Origin of the sequence: Saccharopolyspora halophila (assembly GCF_039531955.1) — a bacterium.
Lineage (GTDB): Bacteria > Actinomycetota > Actinomycetes > Mycobacteriales > Pseudonocardiaceae > Saccharopolyspora > Saccharopolyspora halophila.
This window is the reverse complement of sequence record NZ_BAAARA010000015.1, coordinates 287,600-307,542: the sequence shown is the minus strand read 5'-3', so window position 1 is coordinate 307,542 and position 19,943 is coordinate 287,600. Positions and strand designations below refer to the sequence as shown.

The window sequence follows — 19,943 nt, the reverse complement described above, 5'->3', positions numbered from 1 at the left end:
ACTGTCAGTCCTCGTCGCCGACGCCTCGGGCTGCCAGGGCTTCGCCCAGGTGATCGGCGTGCCTGAGGGTGCGGACCAGGAAGGGGACCGCGAAGGCCGGGACCGAGCGGTCCGCGCCGCGGGCACGCTGGGCCTCGCGGACGTCGGCCGCGATGGTCGACAGGGCGGCCACCGCCTGGAGGGTGAGGCCGACCAGCAGGCCGACCGACTCCGGGCGGACGCCGAAGCGGCGGAGCGGCCCCAAGGCGCGCTCGACCGCGCTGACCAGGTCGTCCACCCGAGTGACCAGGGTGAACAGGTTGGCCGCGGCCAGGGCCGCGAACAGCCGCAGGCTGATCACCGTCGCGCGATCGAAGCCCAGCATCCACCACTGCAGCCCGAACACGATGACGGTCACCGGCACCAGGAACCGCGCGAGCTGCCAGCAGCGGCGCAGCGGGATGCGGGCCAGCGCGTAACCGGCGAGGACCACCGCGACCAGCACTGCCAGGCCGATGGGGGAGCCGAGCGCGAAGGTCAGCACCGCGAAGACAAGGAGCGACAGCAGTTTCCAGCCCGCACCGAGGCGGTGCGCGATGCTGCCGCCGGGTTCGTAGAGGCCGAGCGGGTTCACCCGACCAGCTCCCGGTAGAAGCTCACCGCCGCGCGCGGCTCGTCATCGGCGACCACCCGGCCCGAGTCGAGCACCACCACGCGGTCGAAGTCCGCCAGCAGCTCCAGGTCGTGGGTCACGAGCACGACCTGCTGGCGCAACCCGGCGAGGACCTCGGCGAAGTGCCGCTTGTTGCGCAGATCCAGCAGCGTCGTCGGTTCGTCGCAGACCAGCACGTCCGGCTCCAGAGCCAGCATCGACGACAGCGCCAGCAGCTGCTTCTGCCCGCCGGAGAGCTGGTGCGCGGGATGCTCGGCGTAGCCGCCCAGCCCGTGCTCGGTGAGCACCTCCACCGCCCGCCGGGTCCGCTCCGCTTTGGACAGGCCCTGCTTGCGCAGCGAGAACGCCACGTCCTCGCCCGCGGTCGGCATCACGATCTGGCTGTCCGGGTGGGTGAAGACGAACCCGACGCGACGCCGCACCTCGCGGCCGTTGCGCACCGGATCCACCCCGTCGACCCGCACCCGGCCGCGCCCGGGACGCACCAGGCCGTTGATCATCCGGGCCAGCGTGGACTTGCCGGAGCCGTTGGCGCCCACGAAGGCCACCCGCCGCTCGGCGAGCTCGAGATTCACCCCGTCCAGGACGGTGCGCCCGTCGTAGTCGTGCCCGACGCCTTCGAACTCGATCAACCCACTCGCTCCCACATCGTCGCCACGCCGAGCCCGCCGCCCGAGGACAACGCGGCCATTCCGATTCGCGGCCCGTCCTGGCGGACCATCCGGCTGAACAACCGGACCACCAGCACAGCACCCGACGCGCCCCAGGGGTGTCCGAGCGCGATGGCACCGCCGTCCGGTCCCGCGATCTCCTCGTCGATGCCGGCCGCGTCCAGGCACGCCAGCGCTTGCCCAGCGAAGGCCTCGTTGAACTCCACGACCTCCGGCGCGTGCCGCTCGCGCAGCGCGCGCATCGCGGGCACCGCACCGAGCCCGAGGCGGTTCGGGTCCACGCCCGAGGTCCGCGCGCCCAGCAGCCGCAGGCCCGGCACGCCCAGCCTCGCGCGCTGCTCCTCGCTGGTCATCAGCACCGCGGCCGCACCGTCGTTGATACCGCAGGAGTTCGCCGCCGTCGTCGTGCCGTCCGGGGTGAAAGCGGGGCGGAACCGGGCGAGGCGTTCCGGCGTGAATCCCCGGCGCGGCCGTTCGTCCGCGTCGGAAGAACCGATCGGCACCAGCTCGTCGTCGAAGCGGCCCGCGTCCCGGGCGGCCACGGCGCGGGCGTGGCTGCGCGCGGCGAAGGCGTCCTGCCGATGCCTGCCGATACCGGCCTCGGCGGCGACCAGATCAGCCGCCGGTCCCATGTCGGGGTCGCCGATCTCGGCCGGGGCGAACGGTGCGCGCTGGTAGAACCGAGGCGGTTCGGTGGGAGTGCGGGGCCGCCACGCGCGCCACGGCGCGGTGGACGGGCTCTCCACGCCTCCGGCCAGGAAGAACTCCTCGCCCGCGACCATCGAGGCAGCGGTGGTGATGGCCGAGAGTCCGCTCGCGCACTGCCGATCGATCGTCATGCCGGGGATCGACTCGCCCAGTCCTGCCCGCAGCGCGGCGACCCTGGCCGGGTTTCCACCGGGCCCCAGCACGTTGCCCAGCAGCACGTCGTCGACGCGTTCGATCCCGACGTCGTCGAGGACCGCGCGCAGCACCGGTGCCGCCAGCTCGTCGGCCGTGCGGTTGGCGAGCGCTCCGCCCGCTTCGCCGATGGGCGTGCGGCGCGCAGCGATGATCACCGGGGGCACGGCAGCTCCCCGGAGCGGAGTCGTTCGTCGATCAGCGCGCGGGCGGGTTTGCCGGAGGCGGTGCGCGGCAGCGCCTCGACGGTCAACCAGCGGCGCGGCAACTCGCCGGGATGCAGCCGCTCGCGCGCCCCGGCGCGCAGGTCGGACAGCTGCGGCGCGCCCTCGACGACGGCGGTGACCAGCGATCCGAAGCGCGGGTGCGCGGTCGCGGTCACGACCACGTCGAGCACGCCGTCCAGCTCGCGCAGCACCGCCTCCACCCGCTCGGCCGAGACCAGGCGCGCACCGGTGTCGATCACGCCCGCCGTCCGGCCGAGGATCTCCAGCGACCCGTCCGGATGCCGGATCGCCCGGTCACCGGTGCTGGTGGTCTCGGGCGCGACGAGCTCGCCGCCTTCCAGGTAGCCGTCGAAGGACAGCTCGGAGCGGACGTGCAGAAGTCCGTCGCTGACCTCGACGTCGACCACCGGCAGCAGCCGATCGCCGCGCCGGAGGGCGATCAGCGAGTGCTCCGCCGAGCCGTAGTACTCCACGAGGCGGCAGTCCGGCAGCACCTCGGCGAGCCGATCCGCCAGCCCCGGATCCACCTTCGCCCCACCGCAGACCACCAGCCGCAGCCGGCATTCGGCGCGGAGCACCGGGTCGCGCTCCAGCACCGCAAGCAGCGCCGAGAGCTGGGCGGGAACCAGGTGCGTCACGGTCGCCTCCCGCGCGGTCTCGGCCGCTGCCGAAGCCGACCAGCGAGCGAGCAGCCGCAACTCGGCGCCCCCGCGCAGGGCGTGCAGGGCACCGAAGAGGAACAGCGAGGAGCTCAGCGGGCCGGGGATCAGCACCCGATCATCGGCTGCGAGCTCGACGTCCAGCGCCTCGAAGCTGCGCAGCCAGGAACGCCGCGAGCGGGCCAGCACCTTCGGCCTGCCGGTGCTGCCCGAGGTCGTCGGCAGGTAGAACCGGGTCGACTCGTCGCCCACCGGCAGCTCGGTGCCCAGGTCTTCCCCGAGCGGTTCGGTCACGTCGAGGCACACGTCGGGGCGGGCGTCGGCGAGCACCGCGGCCGGATCGGGCCATTCGGGATCGACCAGCAGCGCAGCGCACCCGGCGAGGTCGGTGCCGAGGAAGTGGACCAGCCGCGCTGTCTCGTCGGTGCCGGAGATGGCCACTCGAGAACCGGGCGGCAGCCGCCTGCCGACGCGTCGCGCGGTGCTCGCCAGCTGGGACGCGGTCAGCTCGCCCGCGATGCCGGAGGTGGGCTCGCGCCCGAGGATCGGGAACACCGTCAGCTCTCGACCCTCTGCCGCGCCGTTCCGGTCAGGCCCTGCGGCACGGCGCGGTGCACCGCGACCGCGATCAGCGACACCGCCACGAGCTTCACCGCGTCACCGGGCAGGAACACCAGCGACTGGACGGCGGCCGAGGGGATATCGCCGATCATCAGACCCCAGTAGGGGATGCCGATCAGGTAATCGGCGGCGATCCCGGCGAGGTTGGCCAGCAGCAGAACGGCAACGCCCGGCTTCGCCGAGCGCCGCACGATCAGGCCCACGACCAGGGCGGACAGGATCCAGCCGAGGAGGAAGCCGCCGCTGGGGCCGAAGAACGGGGCGATCCCGCCCCGCCCGCCGGACAGCAGCGGAAGGCCGAGCGCGGTCAGCGCCAGGAACAGCAGCACGGCGCTGGTCCCCCGGCGCGCGCCGAGGATGCTGCCGGCCAGCAGCGGGCCCATGTTCTGCAGCACGATCGGGACGGCCGCCGCGCCGAGGTAGAAGCCGGGGAAGAGTCCGAGGATGGCGATGAACGCGGCGAACACCACGGTGCGAGCCAGGTTCGCGGCCGGCGCGGTCGGTGTGGGCACGGCATCTCCCAAGCGGATCGATCAGCGGTTCTCGTCAGGTCGGCCCGACCAAATCCCGCACAACCTACCCGGCTGCCCGGCGGGAGCAGAAAGCTCCGGTCTGAGTCGTGCGTCACCCGCGACGCGGTCCGCGCGGGCCAGGAGGCTGCGTCAGTCCGAGGTCAGGCGGCGGAGCGCGCCTCTGACCACGTCCCCGTCGTGGGTGGTCCAGAACGGCGGCAGCGAGGCCCGCAGGAAACCGCCGTAGCGGGCGGTGGCCAGGCGGGGGTCGAGCACCGCGATGACGCCCCGGTCGGCGGCCGAGCGCAGCAGGCGACCCGCGCCCTGGGCCAGCAGCAGCGCCGCGTGCGTGCCCGCCACGGTGAGGAAGCCGTTGCCCCCGTGCTCGGTGACCGCCTGCTGACGAGCCGAGGCCAGCGGATCGTCCGGGCGCGGGAACGGGATCCGGTCCATCACCACCAGCGACAGCGACTCACCGGGCACGTCCACGCCCTGCCACAGCGACAGGGTGCCGAACAGCGAGGTCGCCGGGTCGTCGGCGAAGCGCTGGACCAGCAGCGAGGTGGTGTCCTCGCCCTGGCACAGCACCGGCGTGGACAGCCGGGTGCGCAACTGCTCGGTCGCCTGCTCGGCCGCCCGCTTGGAGGAGAACAGCCCCAGCGTCCGGCCACCCGCGGCCTCGACCAGCTCGGTGAGCTCGTCGAGCACCTGCGGCGGGATCCCGTCGCGACCGGGCTGCGGCAGCTTGCGGGCGATGTAGAGGATGCCGCTGCGCTGGTGCTCGAACGGCGATCCGACGTCGAGGCCGGTCCACTTCAGCGGGCCGCTGTCGGACGGGGCCTCCTTGGCCGTGGCCATCCCCTCGGTGGGCTCGGCCCGTTGCTGCGGTGGCAGTCCCCACTGCTTCGCGAGCGTGTCGAACGAACCGCCGAGCTCCAGGGTCGCCGAGGTGAGCACCGTGGTGCGCTGGCCGAACAGGCGCTCGCGGAGCAGCCCGCCGACGCCGATCGGTGCCACTCGGACAGCCGGCGAGCGGTTCGGCTCGGCGGCCACCCACACCACGTCGTGGGCCTTGTCCGACTCGAAGGCCTCCAGCAACCGCACGGAGGTGTCGTGCACCTCCTCGGTGACGGCGTGCGCGAGCTTGCGCGCGGTGCTGCCGTCGGCGTCCTCCTTGCGCTCCGGGCCGAGCGCGTTGATGCACGCCCACGCCGCGTCGCGGACCGCGGTCAGCGCGCCGCCGAGGGCCTCCGGCATCTCCTCCAGGCGTCCGGGGGAGGCGTCCTCGAGGACGAGTTCGAGTCCTTCGGACGCCTCGGAGAGCTTGTCGGCGGTCTGCTCGTCGATGGCGCGGCCGCAGCGGCGCGCGGCCTGCTTGACCGCGCCGCCGGTGAGTTCGCCGGTGGCCGCGGAGGTGACCCGGTCGACGAGGTCGTGGGCCTCGTCGACCAGCACCACGTCGTGCTCGGGCAGCACCGGGCGGTCGTCGAGGGCGTCGATGGCCAGCAGCGCGTGGTTGGTGACCACGATGTCGGCCCGGCCCGCCTCGCCGCGGGCCTTCTCGGCGAAGCAGTCGGCGCCGACCGGGCAGCGGTGCACGCCGAGGCATTCCTTGGCGGTGACCGACAGCTGCCGCCACGCCTGGTCGGTGACGCCGGGCACGAGCTCGTCGCGGTCACCGGTCTCGGTCTCGGTCGCCCACTCCTGGACCCGCTTGATCTGGCGTTCCAGCGCGGAGGCGGCGAAGGCGTCGAACAGCGCGTCCTCGTCCGGTTCCTCGGGCGCGTTGCCGTGGATCCGGTTCAGGCAGAGGTAGTTGCGGCGACCCTTGAGGATCGCGAAGGTCGGACGCCTGCCCAGCGCGTCCTTGAGCGCTTCGGACAGGCGCGGCAGATCCCGGTCGACCAGCTGGCGCTGCAGGGCGATGGTCGCGGTGGACACGACGACGGTGCTGCCCTCGGCGACGGCGTGCCGGATCGCGGGCACCAGGTAGGCCAGCGACTTGCCGGTTCCGGTGCCCGCCTGGACCGCGAGGTGCTCGCCGGTGCCGATCGTGTGCTGCACGGCCGAGGCCATCTTCGCCTGGCCGTCGCGCGGCGTGCCGCCGACGGAGGAGACGGCGATCTTGAGCAGGGTCTCCAGGTCCGGGATGTCCTGCGGTTTCTTGGCCAGCGGCAACGCAGGCTCGTCCCGCGAGGACGTGCCGCCCTTCGCCAGGTCGGCGGCGATCTCCGGGGGCAGCTCGTCGTCGGCGTCCGCCGCGAACGCGTCCGGGTCTTTCCAATGCGGGACAGAGGTGGGCACGGCCAAAACCTACCGCGCACCCCCGTCACCCTCCGCCACCACCACGACCCCGGAAACCCCCGAGAACGAGGCAACGACTCCCAGGTGGTTCCGACCCCCGATCTCCAGGGGAATCGTCGGGTCAGGTGCGGACGACCGGGGTGCCGAGGAGTGTGATGCCCGCGTTGGCGAGGTCGTCGAGGGCGGTGTCGACCGTGCGGCGGGCAACTCCCGCGGTGAGGTCCAGGCGAACGTCGGTCCGCAGGCCGCGCTCGGCGGCGTCCAGGGCGGTGGCGCGGACGCAGTGGTCGGTGGCGATGCCCACGACGTCGACCTCGGTCACGCCCCGTTCGGTCAGCCAGTCGTGCAGGGACTCCTCGCCGGTGGACCCGTCGAAACCGGAGTAGCCGTCGCTGTACTGGCCCTTGGAGAACACCGCTTCCACCGGGACGACGTCCAGGTCCGGGTGGAAGGCGGCGCCCGCGGTGCCCGCGACGCAGTGGCGCGGCCAGGAGCGCACGAAGTCCGGCTCGTCGCTGAAGTGCCCGCCCGGGTCCACGTGGTAGTCGCGGGTGGCCACCACGTGGTCGTAGGACGTCGAGGCCACGTGCTCCGAGATCGCCGCCGCAACCCCGGCACCGCCGCCGACGGCGAGCGCGCCGCCTTCGCAGAAATCGTTCTGCACGTCCACGATGATCAAGGCTTTTGCGGTCATATGCCCGATTCTGCCCCGGTTTCAGGACTGCAGGAAGGTGGTGGGAATCGCCTGCTCGCCGTGCGAGAGCTTCAAGCCCTCCCAGGGCAGGGTCACCAGCGCGTGCCGCAACCGCTGCCGGTCCTGCTCCAGCGTCGGCAGACCCTCGACCCGCTTGCCGTCGCGGATCAGCGGGATCTGCAGGAACCGGTCGTGCGGACCGAGTTCGGCGGCCGAGTCCGGGCGGAACACGACCTCCTCGACGGCCGTCCCGGTCTTCTTGTACCGGCGGATCGCGGCCTTGCGCCCGCCCCGGGACTCCTTGTGCGAGCTGCGCTTGGCCACGGGCCGGTCCTCGACCTCGACCAGCTTGTAGACCATCTCCGCGGTCGGCGCGCCCGAGCCGGTCACCAGCGAGGTGCCCACGCCGTAGCCGTCCACCGGCTCGGCGCGCAGCGAGGCGATCGCGTACTCGTCCAGGTCGCCGGAGACCACGATGCGCGTACCGGTGGCGCCGAGGTCGTCGAGCTGCTCCCTGGCCTGCCTGGCCAGCACGCCCACGTCACCGGAATCGATGCGCACGGCGCCCAGGTCCGGTCCGGCGACCTCCACCGCGAGCTGGATCCCGTTGGAGATGTCGTAGGTGTCGACCAGCAGCGTGGTACCGGTGCCCAGCGCGGCGACCTGCGACTCGAAGGCGCTGCGCTCCGAGTCGTGCAGCAGGGTGAAGGCGTGCGCGGCGGTTCCCGCGGTGGGGATGCCGTACCGGCGTCCCGCTTCCAGGTTCGACGTCGCCGTGAACCCGGCGAGGTAGGCCGCCCGCGCCGACGACACGGCCGACTCCTCGTGGGTGCGCCGCGAGCCCATCTCGATGATGCGCCGCCCGTTGGCGGCAGAGACCATCCGGGCCGCGGCCGAGGCGATCGCGCTGTCGTGGTTGAGGATCGACAGCACCAGGGTTTCCAGCACCACGGCCTCGGCGAAGGTGCCGCGCACCGTCAGCAGCGGCGAGCCGGGGAAGAACAGCTCGCCCTCGGGGTAGCCGTCGACCTGCCCGGAGAAGCGGAAGTCGCGCAGCCACTCGATCGTTCGATCGTCGACCACCTCGTTGTCGGCGAGCTGGGCGATTTCGGCCTCGCCGAAGTGGAAGTTCTCGATGGCCTCCAGCACCCGGCCGATCCCGCCGGTCACCCCGTAGCGCCGCCCGTGCGGAAGCCGCCGGGTGAAGACCTCGAAGGTGCATTCGCGGTGGGCCGTGCCGTCGCGCAATGCGCTGGCGAGCATGGTCAGCTCGTACTGGTCGGTCAGCAGCGCGGTGCTAGAGCTCATGGCGCAAGATTAGTTCTTCCCCCGCGCTCGTCCGGCTTGGCGGTGCGGGTCTCGCGGGCGGGGAGATCCGGAGTGACGTCGTTCGCGTGGGGGACGCCGCCCCCGAGCGTCAATCAACTGCGCCGGTGCACTCGACACGCCCGATACCGGGCCGTGCGAACATGGAGGCATGACCTCGCCCGCTGAAGCCGAGCGCGCGCAACTCGAGCCGGATGCCGCAGGCACCGAGGACAAGCCGTGGGTCACCGTCGTGTGGAACGACCCGGTGAACCTCATGTCCTACGTGACCTACGTGCTCCAGAAGGTCTTTGGGTATTCCAAGGACCACGCGACGAAGTTGATGCTGGACGTGCACCACAAGGGACGAGCGGCGGTGTCCTCCGGCTCCAAGGAGAAGGTCGAGGGCGATGTGGCCAAGCTGCACGCCGCCGGGCTCTGGGCAACGATGCAGAAGGATTCGTGAGTGGACGGCTGGACCCGCAAGAACGGTCATGTGCTGGCCGAGCTCTCCCAGCAGGAGGCCGCGGTCATCCGGGGGCTGGTCGGGCAGATCAAGGACATGCTCACCGCCCGCGCCGACGAGGCGCCCGAGGACGAGCTCGCCGAGCTGACCGGAATCCGCACCGGTCCCACGACTCCGCCGGAGGACCGGGTACTGGAGCGGTTGCTGCCGGACTTCTACCGCAACGACCCCGCCACCGGCGAGACCGATGAGGACGAGGCCGACGCGGCCGGTGCGATGCGTTCGCTGCACGAGCCCGAGCTGCTCGAGGCCAAGACCGGCAACGCCGCGCTGGTGCTGGAGACCTGCCCGAAGATGGGCGGCAGGGTCGAGCTTACCGGTGAGCAGGCCGACGGCTGGCTCTCGGCGATCAACGACGTCCGCCTGGCGCTGGGCACGGCCCTCGACATCGAAGAGGACATGCCCGAAGAGCTGCCCGAGGACGATCTCCGCAGGGAGCACCTCGGCGTCTACCAGTGGCTGACCTGGGTTCAGGACAGCATGGTCTCGGCGCTGCTGGAGTAGCCCGGTCCGCGCGCGTCGCGCGGTACCGTCCGCCGTGACCGAGGGTGCGCCGCGCCGAGGAGGATGGATGCGCTTGCAGCCGGGGGAGCACGACGCGCTGATCGACGTCGGCGGGCTGTCCGTGGGACACGCGCAGCGGCTCGACGAGCACTGGGCGACCGGGGTGAGCGCGGTGCTGACTCCTGGCGGTGCGACTGGTGCGGTCGACGTGCGCGGCGGCGGGCCCGGCACGCGGGAGACCGATGTGCTGGTGGCCGATCACCTGGTGCAGCGGATCCACGGGGTGGCGCTCACCGGGGGCAGCGCGTACGGCCTGGCCGCCGCCGACGGCGTGATGCGCTGGCTCGGCGAGCGCGGGCACGGCGTCCCGGTGGGAGCGCCGGGACAAGTGGTGCCGGTGGTGCCCGCCGCAGTGATCTTCGACCTGCCGATGAACGACTGGGGCAACTGGCCGGACGCCGAGCTCGGCTATCTGGCCTGCGAGAACGCCGGTCAGGACGCCCGGCGGGGCAACATCGGGGCAGGTACCGGAGCCGTGGCGGGGCCGGTCAAGGGCGGTATCGGCACCGCGAGCGGGGTGCTGGCCGACGGCAGCACCATCGGAGCGCTGGTCGCGGTCAACTCCTCCGGCTCTCCCGTCGACCCGGACAGCGGCCTGCCCTGGCTGCCGGTGGAAGGGCTGCGCGCGCCGGACGCGGCCGAGGTCGAGGCCGCCCGCGCCGCGCACGAGGTCCGGCCGGGCAGGCACGGGCCGATCGCGCGGCCGCTGAACACCACCATCGGCGTGGTCGCCACCGATCTGAACCTGAGCAAGGCGGAGTGCAGGCGTCTGACCGTGGCCGCCCAGGACGCCCTGGCCCGCGCGGTGCGCCCGGCGCACCTGCTGGTCGACGGCGACACCATGTTCGGCCTGGCCACCGGTACCGGTGCGCAGCTGCCCGAGCCCGGCGACCCCGGCTGGGCGGTGCGCCTGGACGAGGTGACCGCCGCGGCCGCCGAGGTCGTCGGCAGGGCGATCGTGCGCGGGGTGCTCGCCGCGGAGCCGGTCGCCGAGGTGACGTCCTACACGCGCCTCTACCCCTCGGCCGTGGAATGAATCATCGTGGTTCGGCGTTTGCCCGGACGACGAACCCGCACCGACCTCGGCATTTCACATGCTGAGAGCACGGTGCCCCACCTACTAGGATGGTTGCTGTGCTGGTGATCCGACGCGACCTCGTGGATGCGATGGTCGCGCATGCCCGACGGGACCACCCGGACGAGGCGTGCGGCGTGATTGCCGGACCGGAGGGGTCCGACCGGCCCGAGCGGATGATCGAGATGATCAACGCCGAGCGGTCGCCCACCTTCTACCGGTTCGACAGCGCCGAGCAGTTGAAGGTCTGGCGCGAGATGGACTCCGCCGACGAGGAGCCGGTGGTCATCTACCACTCGCACACCTCGACCGAGGCCTACCCGTCGCGTACCGACGTCTCCTACGCCTCGGAACCCAACGCGCACTACGTGCTCGTGTCCACGCGGGACCCCGAGACCCATGAGCTGCGTTCCTACCGGATTCTCGATGGCGAGGTCACCGAGGAGCCGGTGGAGGTCGTGGAGTCGTACATGTTCGCCCACACCGGTAGCGACGAGGTTCCCGACCGCGGCTGACCCGCGGCTCGCCCCTTCCGTTGTTCGCGTTCCCTATCAAGTCCTTTGTGGACAGGAGGTTCCCCTCATGGCAGTCAACGTTTCCATCCCCACCATCCTGCGGACCCACACCGACGGCAAGAAGTCGGTCGAGGCCAAGGGCGAGACCGTCGCCGCGGTCATCGAAGACCTCGACTCGAACTTCAACGGCCTCAAGGACCGCCTGGTCAAGGAGGGCAACCTGCACCGGTTCGTGAACGTCTACGTCAACGACGAGGACGTGCGCTTCGCCGGTGGTCTCGAGGCCCAGGTCTCCGACGGCGACAACCTGACGATCCTGCCCGCCGTCGCCGGCGGCATGGGCTGAAGACCTGTTGCTGATCCGCCCTGCGTGGCGGTGCCGGTAGCGGACTCGGACGTCTCCCGGGACGCGGGTGCTCTCGTCGGTGCAGGTCCGAAACACCGCGCGAGCACCCGTTCCGGAGCGTCCGAGCATCCCGCCGCTGTGCGAGCCGCGCTACGGGCCGGGCGAACTCGCCGCTCGCGGTGCTTCTCGTTCGCGGCGGTTCCGGCTTCGCAGGCAAGTTGAAAAGGAGAGCTTCGTGGCTCGGTTCGACTCGTTGCTGGACGCGTTGGGCGACACCCCGCTCGTGGGGTTGCCGCGCCTGTCGCCCGCTCCCGACGTCCGGTTGTGGGCGAAGCTCGAGGACCGCAACCCGACCGGGTCCATCAAGGACCGCGCGGCGTTGAGCATGATCGAGACGGCCGAGAAGGAGGGCCGGCTCACCGCGGGCTGCACCATCCTGGAGCCCACCTCGGGCAACACCGGTATCTCGCTGGCCATGGCCGCAAAGCTGAAGGGCTACGGCCTGGTGTGCGTGATGCCGGAGAACACCTCCGAGGAGCGGCGTCAGCTGCTGCAGGCCTACGGAGCGCGGATCATCTCGTCGCCGGCCGCGGGCGGATCGAACCAGGCGGTGGCGATGGCCAAGGATCTGGCCGAGCAGAACCCGGACTGGGTGATGCTCTACCAGTACGGCAACCAGGCCAACGCCGACGCGCACTACCGCGGCACCGGTCCCGAGCTCCTGCGCGACCTGCCGAACATCACGCACTTCGTGGCGGGGCTGGGCACCACCGGGACGCTGGTCGGCGTCGGGCGCTACCTGCGCGAGCAGCGGTCCGATGTTCAGATCGTGGCGGCCGAACCCCGCTACGGCGAGCTGGTCTACGGGCTGCGCAACCTCGACGAGGGCTTCGTTCCGGAGCTCTACGACGAGAGCGTGCTCAGCAGGCGCTTCTCCGTGGGCTCCTACGACGCGCTCCGGCGCACCAGGCAGCTGCTGGAGAACGAGGGCGTGTTCGCGGGCATCTCCACGGGCGGTGTGCTGCACGCGGCCCTGACGATCGCCGAGAAGTCGGCGGCTGCGGGTGAGTCCGCCGACATCGCCTTCGTGGTGGCCGACGCCGGTTGGAAGTACCTCTCGACCGGCGCCTACAGCGGCTCGATCGACGAAGCCGCCCAACGCCTCGAAGGCCAGCTCTGGGCCTGACCCGCTCACCGAGCCCCCGGGACCACACCCGGGGGCTCGCTGCGTTTCGGGGGCGTGACAGTTTTGCCTAGAACTGTGCGGACAAAACGGACATGATCCTGCGACAGTTTTAGGCAGAACTGTCAGTCAGCCCGTGAAGGCGTAGGCGCGGAGGCCCTCCGGGGCGTTGCGGAGCACCAGCAGGGCGCCGTCGGCCTCCGCCGGCGAGGGGATGTCCTCGGTGGCCGAGGTGATGTAGAGGTCCGTCAGGTCCGGGCCTCCGAAGCAGAGGCCGGTGGGACGCTGCGCCGGGAGCGGGACCGTGGTGATCAGCTCGCCGCCGGGTGCGTAGTGGTGCAGTTCGCCCTTGTCGCGCACGGCGGTCCAGATCCCGCCGTCGGCCGCGACCGCCAGGCCGGCCGGTTGGCCGCCCACCTCGCAGAGCACGCGACGGTTCCCGGCCGCGCCGGTGGACAGCTCGAAGTCGAGCACCTCGATGCGCCCGGTGCCCGCGTCGGCGATGTAGAGGTGGGTGTCCTCCGGGCTCCACCCGAACCCCAGGCAGGCGCGCAGGTCGCTGAGCACCACACCGGTCGATCCGTCGGGCCCCACGCGAACGAGCCAGCCCTGACCGCCTTCGTCGTCGCGGACCGTGGTGGCCCACAACCGCCCCCGGCGGTCGACCACCGTGCCGCCGCCGACGAAGCCGTCCCTGGCCCAGTAGGCCAGCCAGGTGCGGGTCTCACCGTGCGCGTCGAACAGCGCGACGCCCTCCTGCAGGTGCAGCGCGATGCCGCCGCGGCTGCGCGGTTTGGCGCCACCCACCTGCTGCGGGACCTGCAAGCTGGCGTTGCCGTTACCGGGCCGGTAGCGGTGCACCGAGCGGGTCGGCGGGTCGGTCCACAGCAGCGTGCCGGTGCCGATGTCCCAAGTCGGCGCGTGCCCGCAACGCGCGGCCGCGGAAAGTGCGATCTCGACCTGGGCCTGCACGCTTCACCTTTCAACCGTTCGGGGCAACGGAGCCGAACCATATCGCGACGGTGGTGCGCGGACGCGTCCGGCGCGGGCGAAGGTGATCTTGATCTGGCGATTCGTCACCAATCTACGGGTTGTCCCCGACCTCAGCCGCGCTTCGAAGTCGTAAGCTCGGCGGTGTGAACCGCCCCATCGAACGTCGCAAGCCGCGCGTGCTGCCCGCGAACCCGCTCGGGTCCGCCCTCAGCATGATCGCGGCGCTCGCGGTGCTCTACGGAATCGAGTTCTACGACGCCGCCACCCCGCAGCGCCTGGACGACAACGGCATCCTGCCGCGCACCGTCGACGGGCTCGACGGCATCGCCTGGTCGCCGCTGCTGCACTTCGGCTGGGGCCACCTGATCAGCAACTCGGTGCCGTTCCTGGTGCTCGGCTGGCTGGTGCTGGCGGGAGGTGTCCGGCAGTTCATCGGCGTGACCGCGGTGGTGTGGCTGGTTGCCGGTGCGGGCACCTGGCTGATCGGCGTCCCCGGCTACCACGCCGGCGCCTCGGGGTTGATCTTCGGCTGGATGGTCTTCCTGCTGCTGCGCGGATTCGCCCAGCGCAGCGTGGCCCAGATCCTGGTCGCGGTGGTGCTGTTCGTCTACTGGGGCGGGATGCTCTGGGGCATGCTGCCCGGCCAGCCGGGGATCTCCTGGGAGGGGCATCTGTCCGGCGCGCTCGGTGGGGTGCTGGCCACATGGCTGGTGGCGCGCAGCACTCGGCGACGGGATTCGCGGCGAGAGCCTGGCACACTGACCGGGTGACCAACGCTCCGATCGGGATCTTCGATTCCGGCGTCGGCGGACTGACCGTGTCCCGCGCGATCATGGATCAGCTGCCCGGCGAGACGCTGCGCTACGTCGGGGACACCGCCAACGCCCCCTACGGTCCGATGCCGCTGGCCGAGATCCGCTCGCGCACCCTGGCGATCGCCGACGAGCTGGTCGCCGACGGGGTGAAGATGCTGGTGATCGCGTGCAACACGGCCTCGTCGGCCTGCCTTCGCGATGCTCGCGAGCGCTACGACATCCCGGTGGTGGAGGTCGTGCTCCCCGCCGCTCGCCGCGCGGCGGCGACCACCCGCAACGGGCGGATCGGCGTGATCGGTACCGATGCCACCATCCGCTCGCGCGCCTACGAGGACGCCTTCACCGCGGCGCCGAACATCGAGCTGACCACCGCGGCCTGCCCGCGCTTCGCCGAGTTCGTCGAGCGCGGGATCACCAGCGGACGCCAGGTCCTCGGGCTGGCGCAGAACTACCTGGATCCGCTGCAGCAGGCCGACGTGGACACGCTGGTGCTCGGCTGCACGCACTACCCGCTGCTCACCGGCGTGCTGCAGCTGACGATGGGCGAGCACGTCACGCTCGTCTCCAGCGCGGAGGAGACCGCCAAGGACGTGGTGCGGATGCTCACGGAGGGCGACCTGCTGGCCGAGACCGGCAGCGTTCCCGCCCACGAGTTCCAGGTCACCGGCGAGCCGGAGCGCTTCGCCAAGCTGGCCCGCCGGTTCCTCGGCGGTGCCCCGACGGCCGATTCGGTGCGGCCGCTGCGGACGGAGTCGGTGGCATGAGGTTGACGGTTCTCGGGTGCTCCGGAAGCATCGTCGGCCCGGACTCGCCGGCCTCGGGCTACTTGGTGGAATCCGGTGACACCCGCATCGTGCTCGACCTGGGCAACGGCACGCTCGGTGCGCTGCAACGCCATCTCGACCCGTTCGCGATGGACGCGCTGTTCTTCAGCCACCTGCACCCGGACCACTGCGCGGACTTCGGCGCGCTGACGGTGCTGCGCCGCTACCGGCCGAACCCGCCGTACGACACGCGCGAGCACCGGCTGCCCGTGATCGCCCCGGAGTACGCCCCGCAGCGGTTCGCGCAGCTGTACGCCCCGACCGCGGCCGAGCTCGCCGAGACCGACCTCTCCGATGTCTACGAGTTCCGCCCGATCCCGGAGGAACCGGTGCGCATCGGGCCGTTCAAGGTCACCGCGGTGCCGATGGCGCATCTGTGCCCGACCTGGGGATATCGCGTGGAGGCCGAGGGCAAGCTGCTGGCCTACACCGGCGACACCGGTCCGTGCGGCGAACTGGCCGAGCTCGCCGAGGGCGCGGACCTGTTCCTCGCCGAGGCCTCCTGGGAGGAGCACCCCACGGCGCCGGCGGGCGTGCACCTGTCCGGTCACCAGGCCGCTCGAGCGGCGGTCGACGCGGGCGCGGGGCGGCTGCTGCTCACCCACCTGGTCCCGTGGACGGATCACCAGGCGATCCTCGCGGAGGCCAGGGAAACGTACTCCGGTCCGGTGGAACTCGCTCGCCCGGACGCGACCTACGAGATCTGATCGCCCGTCGCGCGGCGGCGCAGCAGCCGAAACCGACGTGCATCGTCCGGTTGTGCGAGTGGTTTTCGAAGGGTTGGCGCCTTCGGGCGTGTCGGAATTTCAGCCACGCTCGCCGGGCGGATCCGGCGTGATCGTGCCACGGTTCGGGGGATCGGGGCGGTCGCGGGCCGCAGCTCGCCCGAATAGGTGATCGATACTTCTCCGTGCGGAAATTTTGGCATTAGTTCTTTCGGTTACCGCTTGTGTCGATTGGCTGTTTAGGCTGGTCATAGAGCTGGCCGAGGCGTTCGTCACCCAGCGGGTTCTCCCGTTACGGGGAATTTTCGCGGTAGTGTCTGAACACCGACCGACACCTGTACTCCGAGGGAGCCGGCATGTTCCGCAAGGTGCTCGTCGCAAACCGCGGCGAGATTGCGATCCGGGCGTTTCGCGCCGCCTACGAGCTGGGAGCGGGAACCGTTGCGGTATTTCCGCACGAAGACCGCAACTCGCTGCATCGCCTGAAAGCCGATGAATCCTACGAGATCGGCGAGCCGGGTCACCCCGTCCGGGCATACCTCTCCGTCGAGGAGATCATCAACGCCGCGCGCCAAGCGGGCGCGGACGCGATCTATCCCGGATACGGGTTCCTGTCCGAGAACCCCGAGCTGGCCAAGGCGTGCGAGGAATCCGGGATCACCTTCGTGGGTCCCAGCAAGAAGATCCTCGAGATGACCGGCAACAAGGCCACCGCGGTTGCCGCCGCCCGCGAGGCGGGCGTGCCGGTGCTGGACTCCTCGGCACCGTCGAGGGACATCGAGGGGCTGCTGGCGGCCTCCGAGCAGATGACCTTCCCGGTGTTCGTCAAGGCCGTCGCGGGTGGTGGCGGCCGCGGCATGCGCCGGGTCGACGAACCGGACGCGCTGCGCGAGGCGCTGGAAGCCGCGATGCGCGAGGCCGAGTCGGCCTTCGGCGACCCGACGGTGTTCCTCGAGCAGGCGGTGGTCAACCCGCGGCACATCGAGGTGCAGATCCTCGCCGACGCCCACGGCGACGTGATCCACCTGTTCGAGCGCGATTGCTCGGTGCAGCGGCGCCACCAGAAGGTCGTCGAGATCGCCCCGGCGCCGAACCTCGATCCCCAGCTGCGCGAGCGGATCTGCAACGACGCGGTCGCCTTCGCCCGCAAGATCGGCTACATCAACGCCGGAACCGTGGAGTTCCTGGTCGACGAGCGCGGCAACCACGTGTTCATCGAGATGAACCCGCGCATCCAGGTCGAGCACACGGTCACCGAGGAGGTCACCGACGCGGACCTGGTGCAGTCCCAGCTGCGCATCGCGGGTGGCGAGAGCCTCGAGCGGCTGAACATGACCCAGGACCAGATGCGGCTGCGCGGCGCCGCGCTGCAGTGCCGGATCACCACCGAGGACCCGGCCAACGGGTTCCGGCCGGACACCGGGATGATCAGCGCGTACCGCTCGCCGGGCGGTGCGGGCATCCGGCTCGACGGCGGAACCGCGTTCGCGGGAACCAGCGTCAGCGCGCACTTCGACTCGATGCTGGTGAAGCTGTCCTGCCGCGGCCGCGACTTCCCGACCGCGGTGTCCAGGGCGCGTCGTGCGGTGGCGGAGTTCCGGATTCGCGGTGTCGCCACGAACATCCCGTTCCTGCAGGCGGTTCTGGACGACCCGGACTTCGCCGAGGGGCGGGTGACCACCTCGTTCATCGCCGAGCGCCCGCAGCTGCTGACCGCGCGGCACTCCGCCGACCGCGGCACGCGGATGCTCAACTACCTCGCCGACGTGACCGTCAACCGGCCCAACGGCGAGCGCCCGAGCGCGGCGGACCCGAGCAGCAAGCTCCCGGAGACCGACCTGACGGTCGCACCTCCGCCGGGATCCAAGCAGAAGCTCACCGAGCTCGGCCCGGAGGGCTTCGCCCGGTGGATGCGCGAGTCGAACAACGTGGGCGTCACCGACACCACCTTCCGCGACGCCCACCAGTCCTTGCTGGCAACCCGCGTGCGCAGCAAGGATCTCCTGGCGGTCGCCCCGCACGTCGCGCGCATGACGCCCGAGCTGCTGTCCGTGGAGTGCTGGGGCGGCGCGACCTACGACGTGGCGCTGCGATTCCTGGCCGAGGACCCGTGGGAGCGGCTGGCCAAGCTGCGCGAGGCCATCCCGAACATCTGCCTGCAGATGCTGCTGCGCGGTCGCAACACGGTCGGCTACACGCCTTACCCGACCGAGGTGACCGAGCACTTCGTGCAGGAGGCCACCGACACCGGCATCGACATCTTCCGGATCTTCGACGCGCTCAACGACGTCGAGCAGATGCGCCCGGCCATCGAGGCCGTGCGCAACACCGGGAAGTCGGTCGCCGAGGTCGCGCTGTGCTACACCGCTGATCTGTCCAACCCGGACGAGAAGCTCTACACGTTGGACTACTACCTGCGGCTGGCCGAGCAGATCGTCGACGCCGGTGCGCACGTGCTGGCCATCAAGGACATGGCGGGCCTGCTGCGCCCGCCGGCGGCCGCGAAGCTGGTCTCCGCGCTGCGCAAGGAGTTCGACCTGCCGGTGCACCTGCACACGCACGACACGCCGGGCGGCCAGCTGGCCACCTACATGGCTGCGGTGCAGGCCGGTGCGGACGCGGTGGACGCCGCGACCGCGTCGATGGCGGGAACCACCTCGCAGCCCGCGATGTCCTCGGTGGTCGCGGCGACCGACTACACCGAGCGTCCCACCGGCCTGGACCTGCGGGCGGTGTGCGACACCGAGCCGTACTGGGAGTCGGTGCGCAAGGTCTACAAGCCGTTCGAGGCGGGCCTGGCCTCGCCGACCGGCCGGGTCTACTCGCACGAGATCCCGGGCGGTCAGCTGTCCAACCTGCGCACCCAGGCGGTCGCCCTCGGTCTCGGGGACAAGTTCGAAGAGATCGAGAAGATGTACGCCGCGGCCGACCGGATCCTCGGCAGGCTGGTCAAGGTCACCCCGTCCTCGAAGGTCGTGGGCGATCTCGCGCTGCACCTGGTCGGCTCGGGCGTGGACCCGGCCGACTTCGAAGCCGACCCGCGCAAGTTCGACATCCCGGACTCGGTGATCGGGTTCCTGCAGGGCGAGCTCGGCGAGCCGCCCGCGGGCTGGCCGGAGCCGTTCCGCACCCGCGCGCTGGAAGGCCGCACCGCGACCCGCAAGATCGCCGAACTGTCCGATGAGGACATCGAGGGCCTGACCAACGACCGGCGCGCGACGCTGAACCGGCTGATGTTCGCCAAGCCCACCAAGGAGTACACCGAGCACCGCGAGGCCTACGGGGACACCTCGCTGCTGCGCAGCAAGGACTTCTTCTACGGCCTGCAGCCGGGGGAGGAGTACTCGGTGGACCTCGAACCGGGCGTGCGGCTGCTCATCGGCCTGGAGGCGATCAGCGAACCGGACGAGCGCGGGCTGCGCACCGTGATGGCCACGCTCAACGGCCAGCTGCGGCCGATCCAGGTTCGCGACCGGTCGGTGGCCAGCGCGCTGCCCGCCGCCGAGCGGGCCGACCGCTCCAACCCGGGCCACGTCCCGGCGCCGTTCGCAGGTGTGGTGACGCTGTCGGTCGGCGAGGGCGACAAGGTCGAGGCGGGCCAGACGATCGCCACGATCGAGGCGATGAAGATGGAGGCCGCGATCACCGCGCCGCAGTCCGGCCAGGTCAAGCGCCTGGCGATCGGCAAGGTCCAGCAGGTCGAGGGCGGAGACCTCATCATCGAACTCGGCTGACCACCCACGCAAAGGCGGGCCGCTCCCACGCGGGGGCGGCCCGCCTTTGCGTTTGTCTGTCAGGACGCCGATTGCAGCCCGAGCCTCCGAGGTGTACA

At 71.3% G+C, this 19,943-nt stretch carries 19 protein-coding genes; 10 read left to right on the top strand and 9 right to left on the bottom strand.

Features of this window, described 5'->3' with window-relative positions; all coding sequences use genetic code 11:
* Positions 1-4: 4 nt before the first annotated feature.
* The 8 genes from ABD289_RS19875 to ABD289_RS19840 all read right to left on the bottom strand — a co-directional run bounded on the left by ABD289_RS19875 (position 5) and on the right by ABD289_RS19840 (position 8,548).
* On the bottom strand, positions 5-613 hold the full coding sequence (locus ABD289_RS19875; protein WP_344134907.1) for an energy-coupling factor transporter transmembrane component T family protein: 609 nt from the start codon (positions 611-613) through the stop codon (positions 5-7).
* Positions 610-1,284, bottom strand: coding sequence for an energy-coupling factor ABC transporter ATP-binding protein (locus ABD289_RS19870; protein WP_344134904.1), 675 nt, complete (start codon positions 1,282-1,284; stop codon positions 610-612). Before ABD289_RS19870 ends, ABD289_RS19875 begins: the two co-directional genes overlap by 4 nt.
* Positions 1,281-2,381 (bottom strand): thiolase family protein, encoded by a 1,101-nt coding sequence (locus tag ABD289_RS19865; RefSeq protein WP_344135068.1) that lies wholly within the window; start codon positions 2,379-2,381, stop codon positions 1,281-1,283. The genes ABD289_RS19870 and ABD289_RS19865 overlap by 4 nt, the downstream gene beginning before the upstream one ends.
* Complete coding sequence (locus tag ABD289_RS19860; protein WP_344134901.1) at positions 2,378-3,664, bottom strand: AMP-binding protein; 1,287 nt, start codon at positions 3,662-3,664, stop codon at positions 2,378-2,380. Before ABD289_RS19860 ends, ABD289_RS19865 begins: the two co-directional genes overlap by 4 nt.
* Before the next feature lie 2 nt (positions 3,665-3,666).
* Positions 3,667-4,242 (bottom strand): biotin transporter BioY, encoded by a 576-nt coding sequence (locus tag ABD289_RS19855; RefSeq protein WP_344134896.1) that lies wholly within the window; start codon positions 4,240-4,242, stop codon positions 3,667-3,669.
* A 150-nt stretch (positions 4,243-4,392) separates the two neighbouring features.
* Entirely contained in the window at positions 4,393-6,546 is a 2,154-nt protein-coding gene (locus ABD289_RS19850; RefSeq protein ID WP_425564742.1) for an ATP-dependent DNA helicase, read from the bottom strand.
* A 121-nt stretch (positions 6,547-6,667) separates the two neighbouring features.
* On the bottom strand, positions 6,668-7,240 hold the full coding sequence (locus ABD289_RS19845; RefSeq protein ID WP_344134893.1) for an isochorismatase family protein: 573 nt from the start codon (positions 7,238-7,240) through the stop codon (positions 6,668-6,670).
* A 21-nt stretch (positions 7,241-7,261) separates the two neighbouring features.
* A complete protein-coding gene (locus ABD289_RS19840) occupies positions 7,262-8,548 on the bottom strand; it encodes a nicotinate phosphoribosyltransferase (RefSeq protein ID WP_344134890.1) in 1,287 nt (428 codons plus the stop codon).
* Between the two features lie 169 nt (positions 8,549-8,717).
* Here ABD289_RS19840 and clpS point away from each other — a divergent pair, with 169 nt between their 5' ends.
* From clpS to ABD289_RS19810, 6 genes are all read left to right on the top strand, one after another.
* A complete protein-coding gene (gene clpS / locus ABD289_RS19835; RefSeq protein ID WP_344134887.1) occupies positions 8,718-9,011 on the top strand; it encodes an ATP-dependent Clp protease adapter ClpS in 294 nt (97 codons plus the stop codon).
* Positions 9,012-9,575, top strand: a complete 564-nt coding sequence (locus tag ABD289_RS19830) for a DUF2017 domain-containing protein (RefSeq protein ID WP_344134884.1) — start codon at positions 9,012-9,014, stop codon at positions 9,573-9,575.
* Positions 9,576-9,642: 67 nt separating this feature from the next.
* Complete coding sequence (locus ABD289_RS19825) at positions 9,643-10,671, top strand: P1 family peptidase (RefSeq protein ID WP_344134881.1); 1,029 nt, start codon at positions 9,643-9,645, stop codon at positions 10,669-10,671.
* Positions 10,672-10,769: 98 nt separating this feature from the next.
* The gene (locus tag ABD289_RS19820) at positions 10,770-11,225 is read left to right on the top strand and encodes a M67 family metallopeptidase (protein ID WP_344134878.1); all 456 of its coding nucleotides are present in this window, start codon (positions 10,770-10,772) and stop codon (positions 11,223-11,225) included.
* Positions 11,226-11,292: 67 nt separating this feature from the next.
* On the top strand, positions 11,293-11,571 hold the full coding sequence (locus ABD289_RS19815) for a MoaD family protein (protein WP_344134876.1): 279 nt from the start codon (positions 11,293-11,295) through the stop codon (positions 11,569-11,571).
* Between the two features lie 235 nt (positions 11,572-11,806).
* Entirely contained in the window at positions 11,807-12,757 is a 951-nt protein-coding gene (locus ABD289_RS19810) for a PLP-dependent cysteine synthase family protein (RefSeq protein ID WP_344134873.1), read from the top strand.
* Positions 12,758-12,883: 126 nt separating this feature from the next.
* Here the strand turns inward: ABD289_RS19810 and ABD289_RS19805 are convergent, their stop codons facing one another.
* Positions 12,884-13,726 carry an SMP-30/gluconolactonase/LRE family protein gene (locus tag ABD289_RS19805; RefSeq protein ID WP_344134870.1) on the bottom strand — a complete coding sequence of 281 codons (843 nt, stop codon included), beginning with the start codon at positions 13,724-13,726 and terminating at the stop codon, positions 12,884-12,886.
* A 164-nt stretch (positions 13,727-13,890) separates the two neighbouring features.
* On the opposite strand from ABD289_RS19805, the gene ABD289_RS19800 reads away from it, so the two are divergent.
* The 4 genes from ABD289_RS19800 to ABD289_RS19785 all read left to right on the top strand — a co-directional run bounded on the left by ABD289_RS19800 (position 13,891) and on the right by ABD289_RS19785 (position 19,845).
* Entirely contained in the window at positions 13,891-14,517 is a 627-nt protein-coding gene (locus tag ABD289_RS19800) for a rhomboid family intramembrane serine protease (RefSeq protein WP_344134867.1), read from the top strand.
* Positions 14,514-15,326 carry a glutamate racemase gene (murI, locus tag ABD289_RS19795; protein WP_344134863.1) on the top strand — a complete coding sequence of 271 codons (813 nt, stop codon included), beginning with the start codon at positions 14,514-14,516 and terminating at the stop codon, positions 15,324-15,326. The genes ABD289_RS19800 and murI overlap by 4 nt, the downstream gene beginning before the upstream one ends.
* Positions 15,323-16,093, top strand: a complete 771-nt coding sequence (locus ABD289_RS19790; protein WP_344134860.1) for an MBL fold metallo-hydrolase — start codon at positions 15,323-15,325, stop codon at positions 16,091-16,093. Before murI ends, ABD289_RS19790 begins: the two co-directional genes overlap by 4 nt.
* 374 nt (positions 16,094-16,467) lie before the next feature.
* Entirely contained in the window at positions 16,468-19,845 is a 3,378-nt protein-coding gene (locus ABD289_RS19785; protein ID WP_344134857.1) for a pyruvate carboxylase, read from the top strand.
* Positions 19,846-19,943 lie beyond the last annotated feature (98 nt).

Coding starts and splice junctions, on each gene's coding strand:
- ABD289_RS19845 (WP_344134893.1), bottom strand. CDS start 7,240: ATGACCGCAAAAGCCTTGATCATCGTGGACGTGCAGAACGATTTCTGC.
- ABD289_RS19840 (WP_344134890.1), bottom strand. CDS start 8,548: ATGAGCTCTAGCACCGCGCTGCTGACCGACCAGTACGAGCTGACCATG.
- clpS (WP_344134887.1), top strand. CDS start 8,718: ATGACCTCGCCCGCTGAAGCCGAGCGCGCGCAACTCGAGCCGGATGCC.
- ABD289_RS19825 (WP_344134881.1), top strand. CDS start 9,643: ATGCGCTTGCAGCCGGGGGAGCACGACGCGCTGATCGACGTCGGCGGG.
- ABD289_RS19815 (WP_344134876.1), top strand. CDS start 11,293: ATGGCAGTCAACGTTTCCATCCCCACCATCCTGCGGACCCACACCGAC.
- ABD289_RS19790 (WP_344134860.1), top strand. CDS start 15,323: ATGAGGTTGACGGTTCTCGGGTGCTCCGGAAGCATCGTCGGCCCGGAC.
- ABD289_RS19785 (WP_344134857.1), top strand. CDS start 16,468: ATGTTCCGCAAGGTGCTCGTCGCAAACCGCGGCGAGATTGCGATCCGG.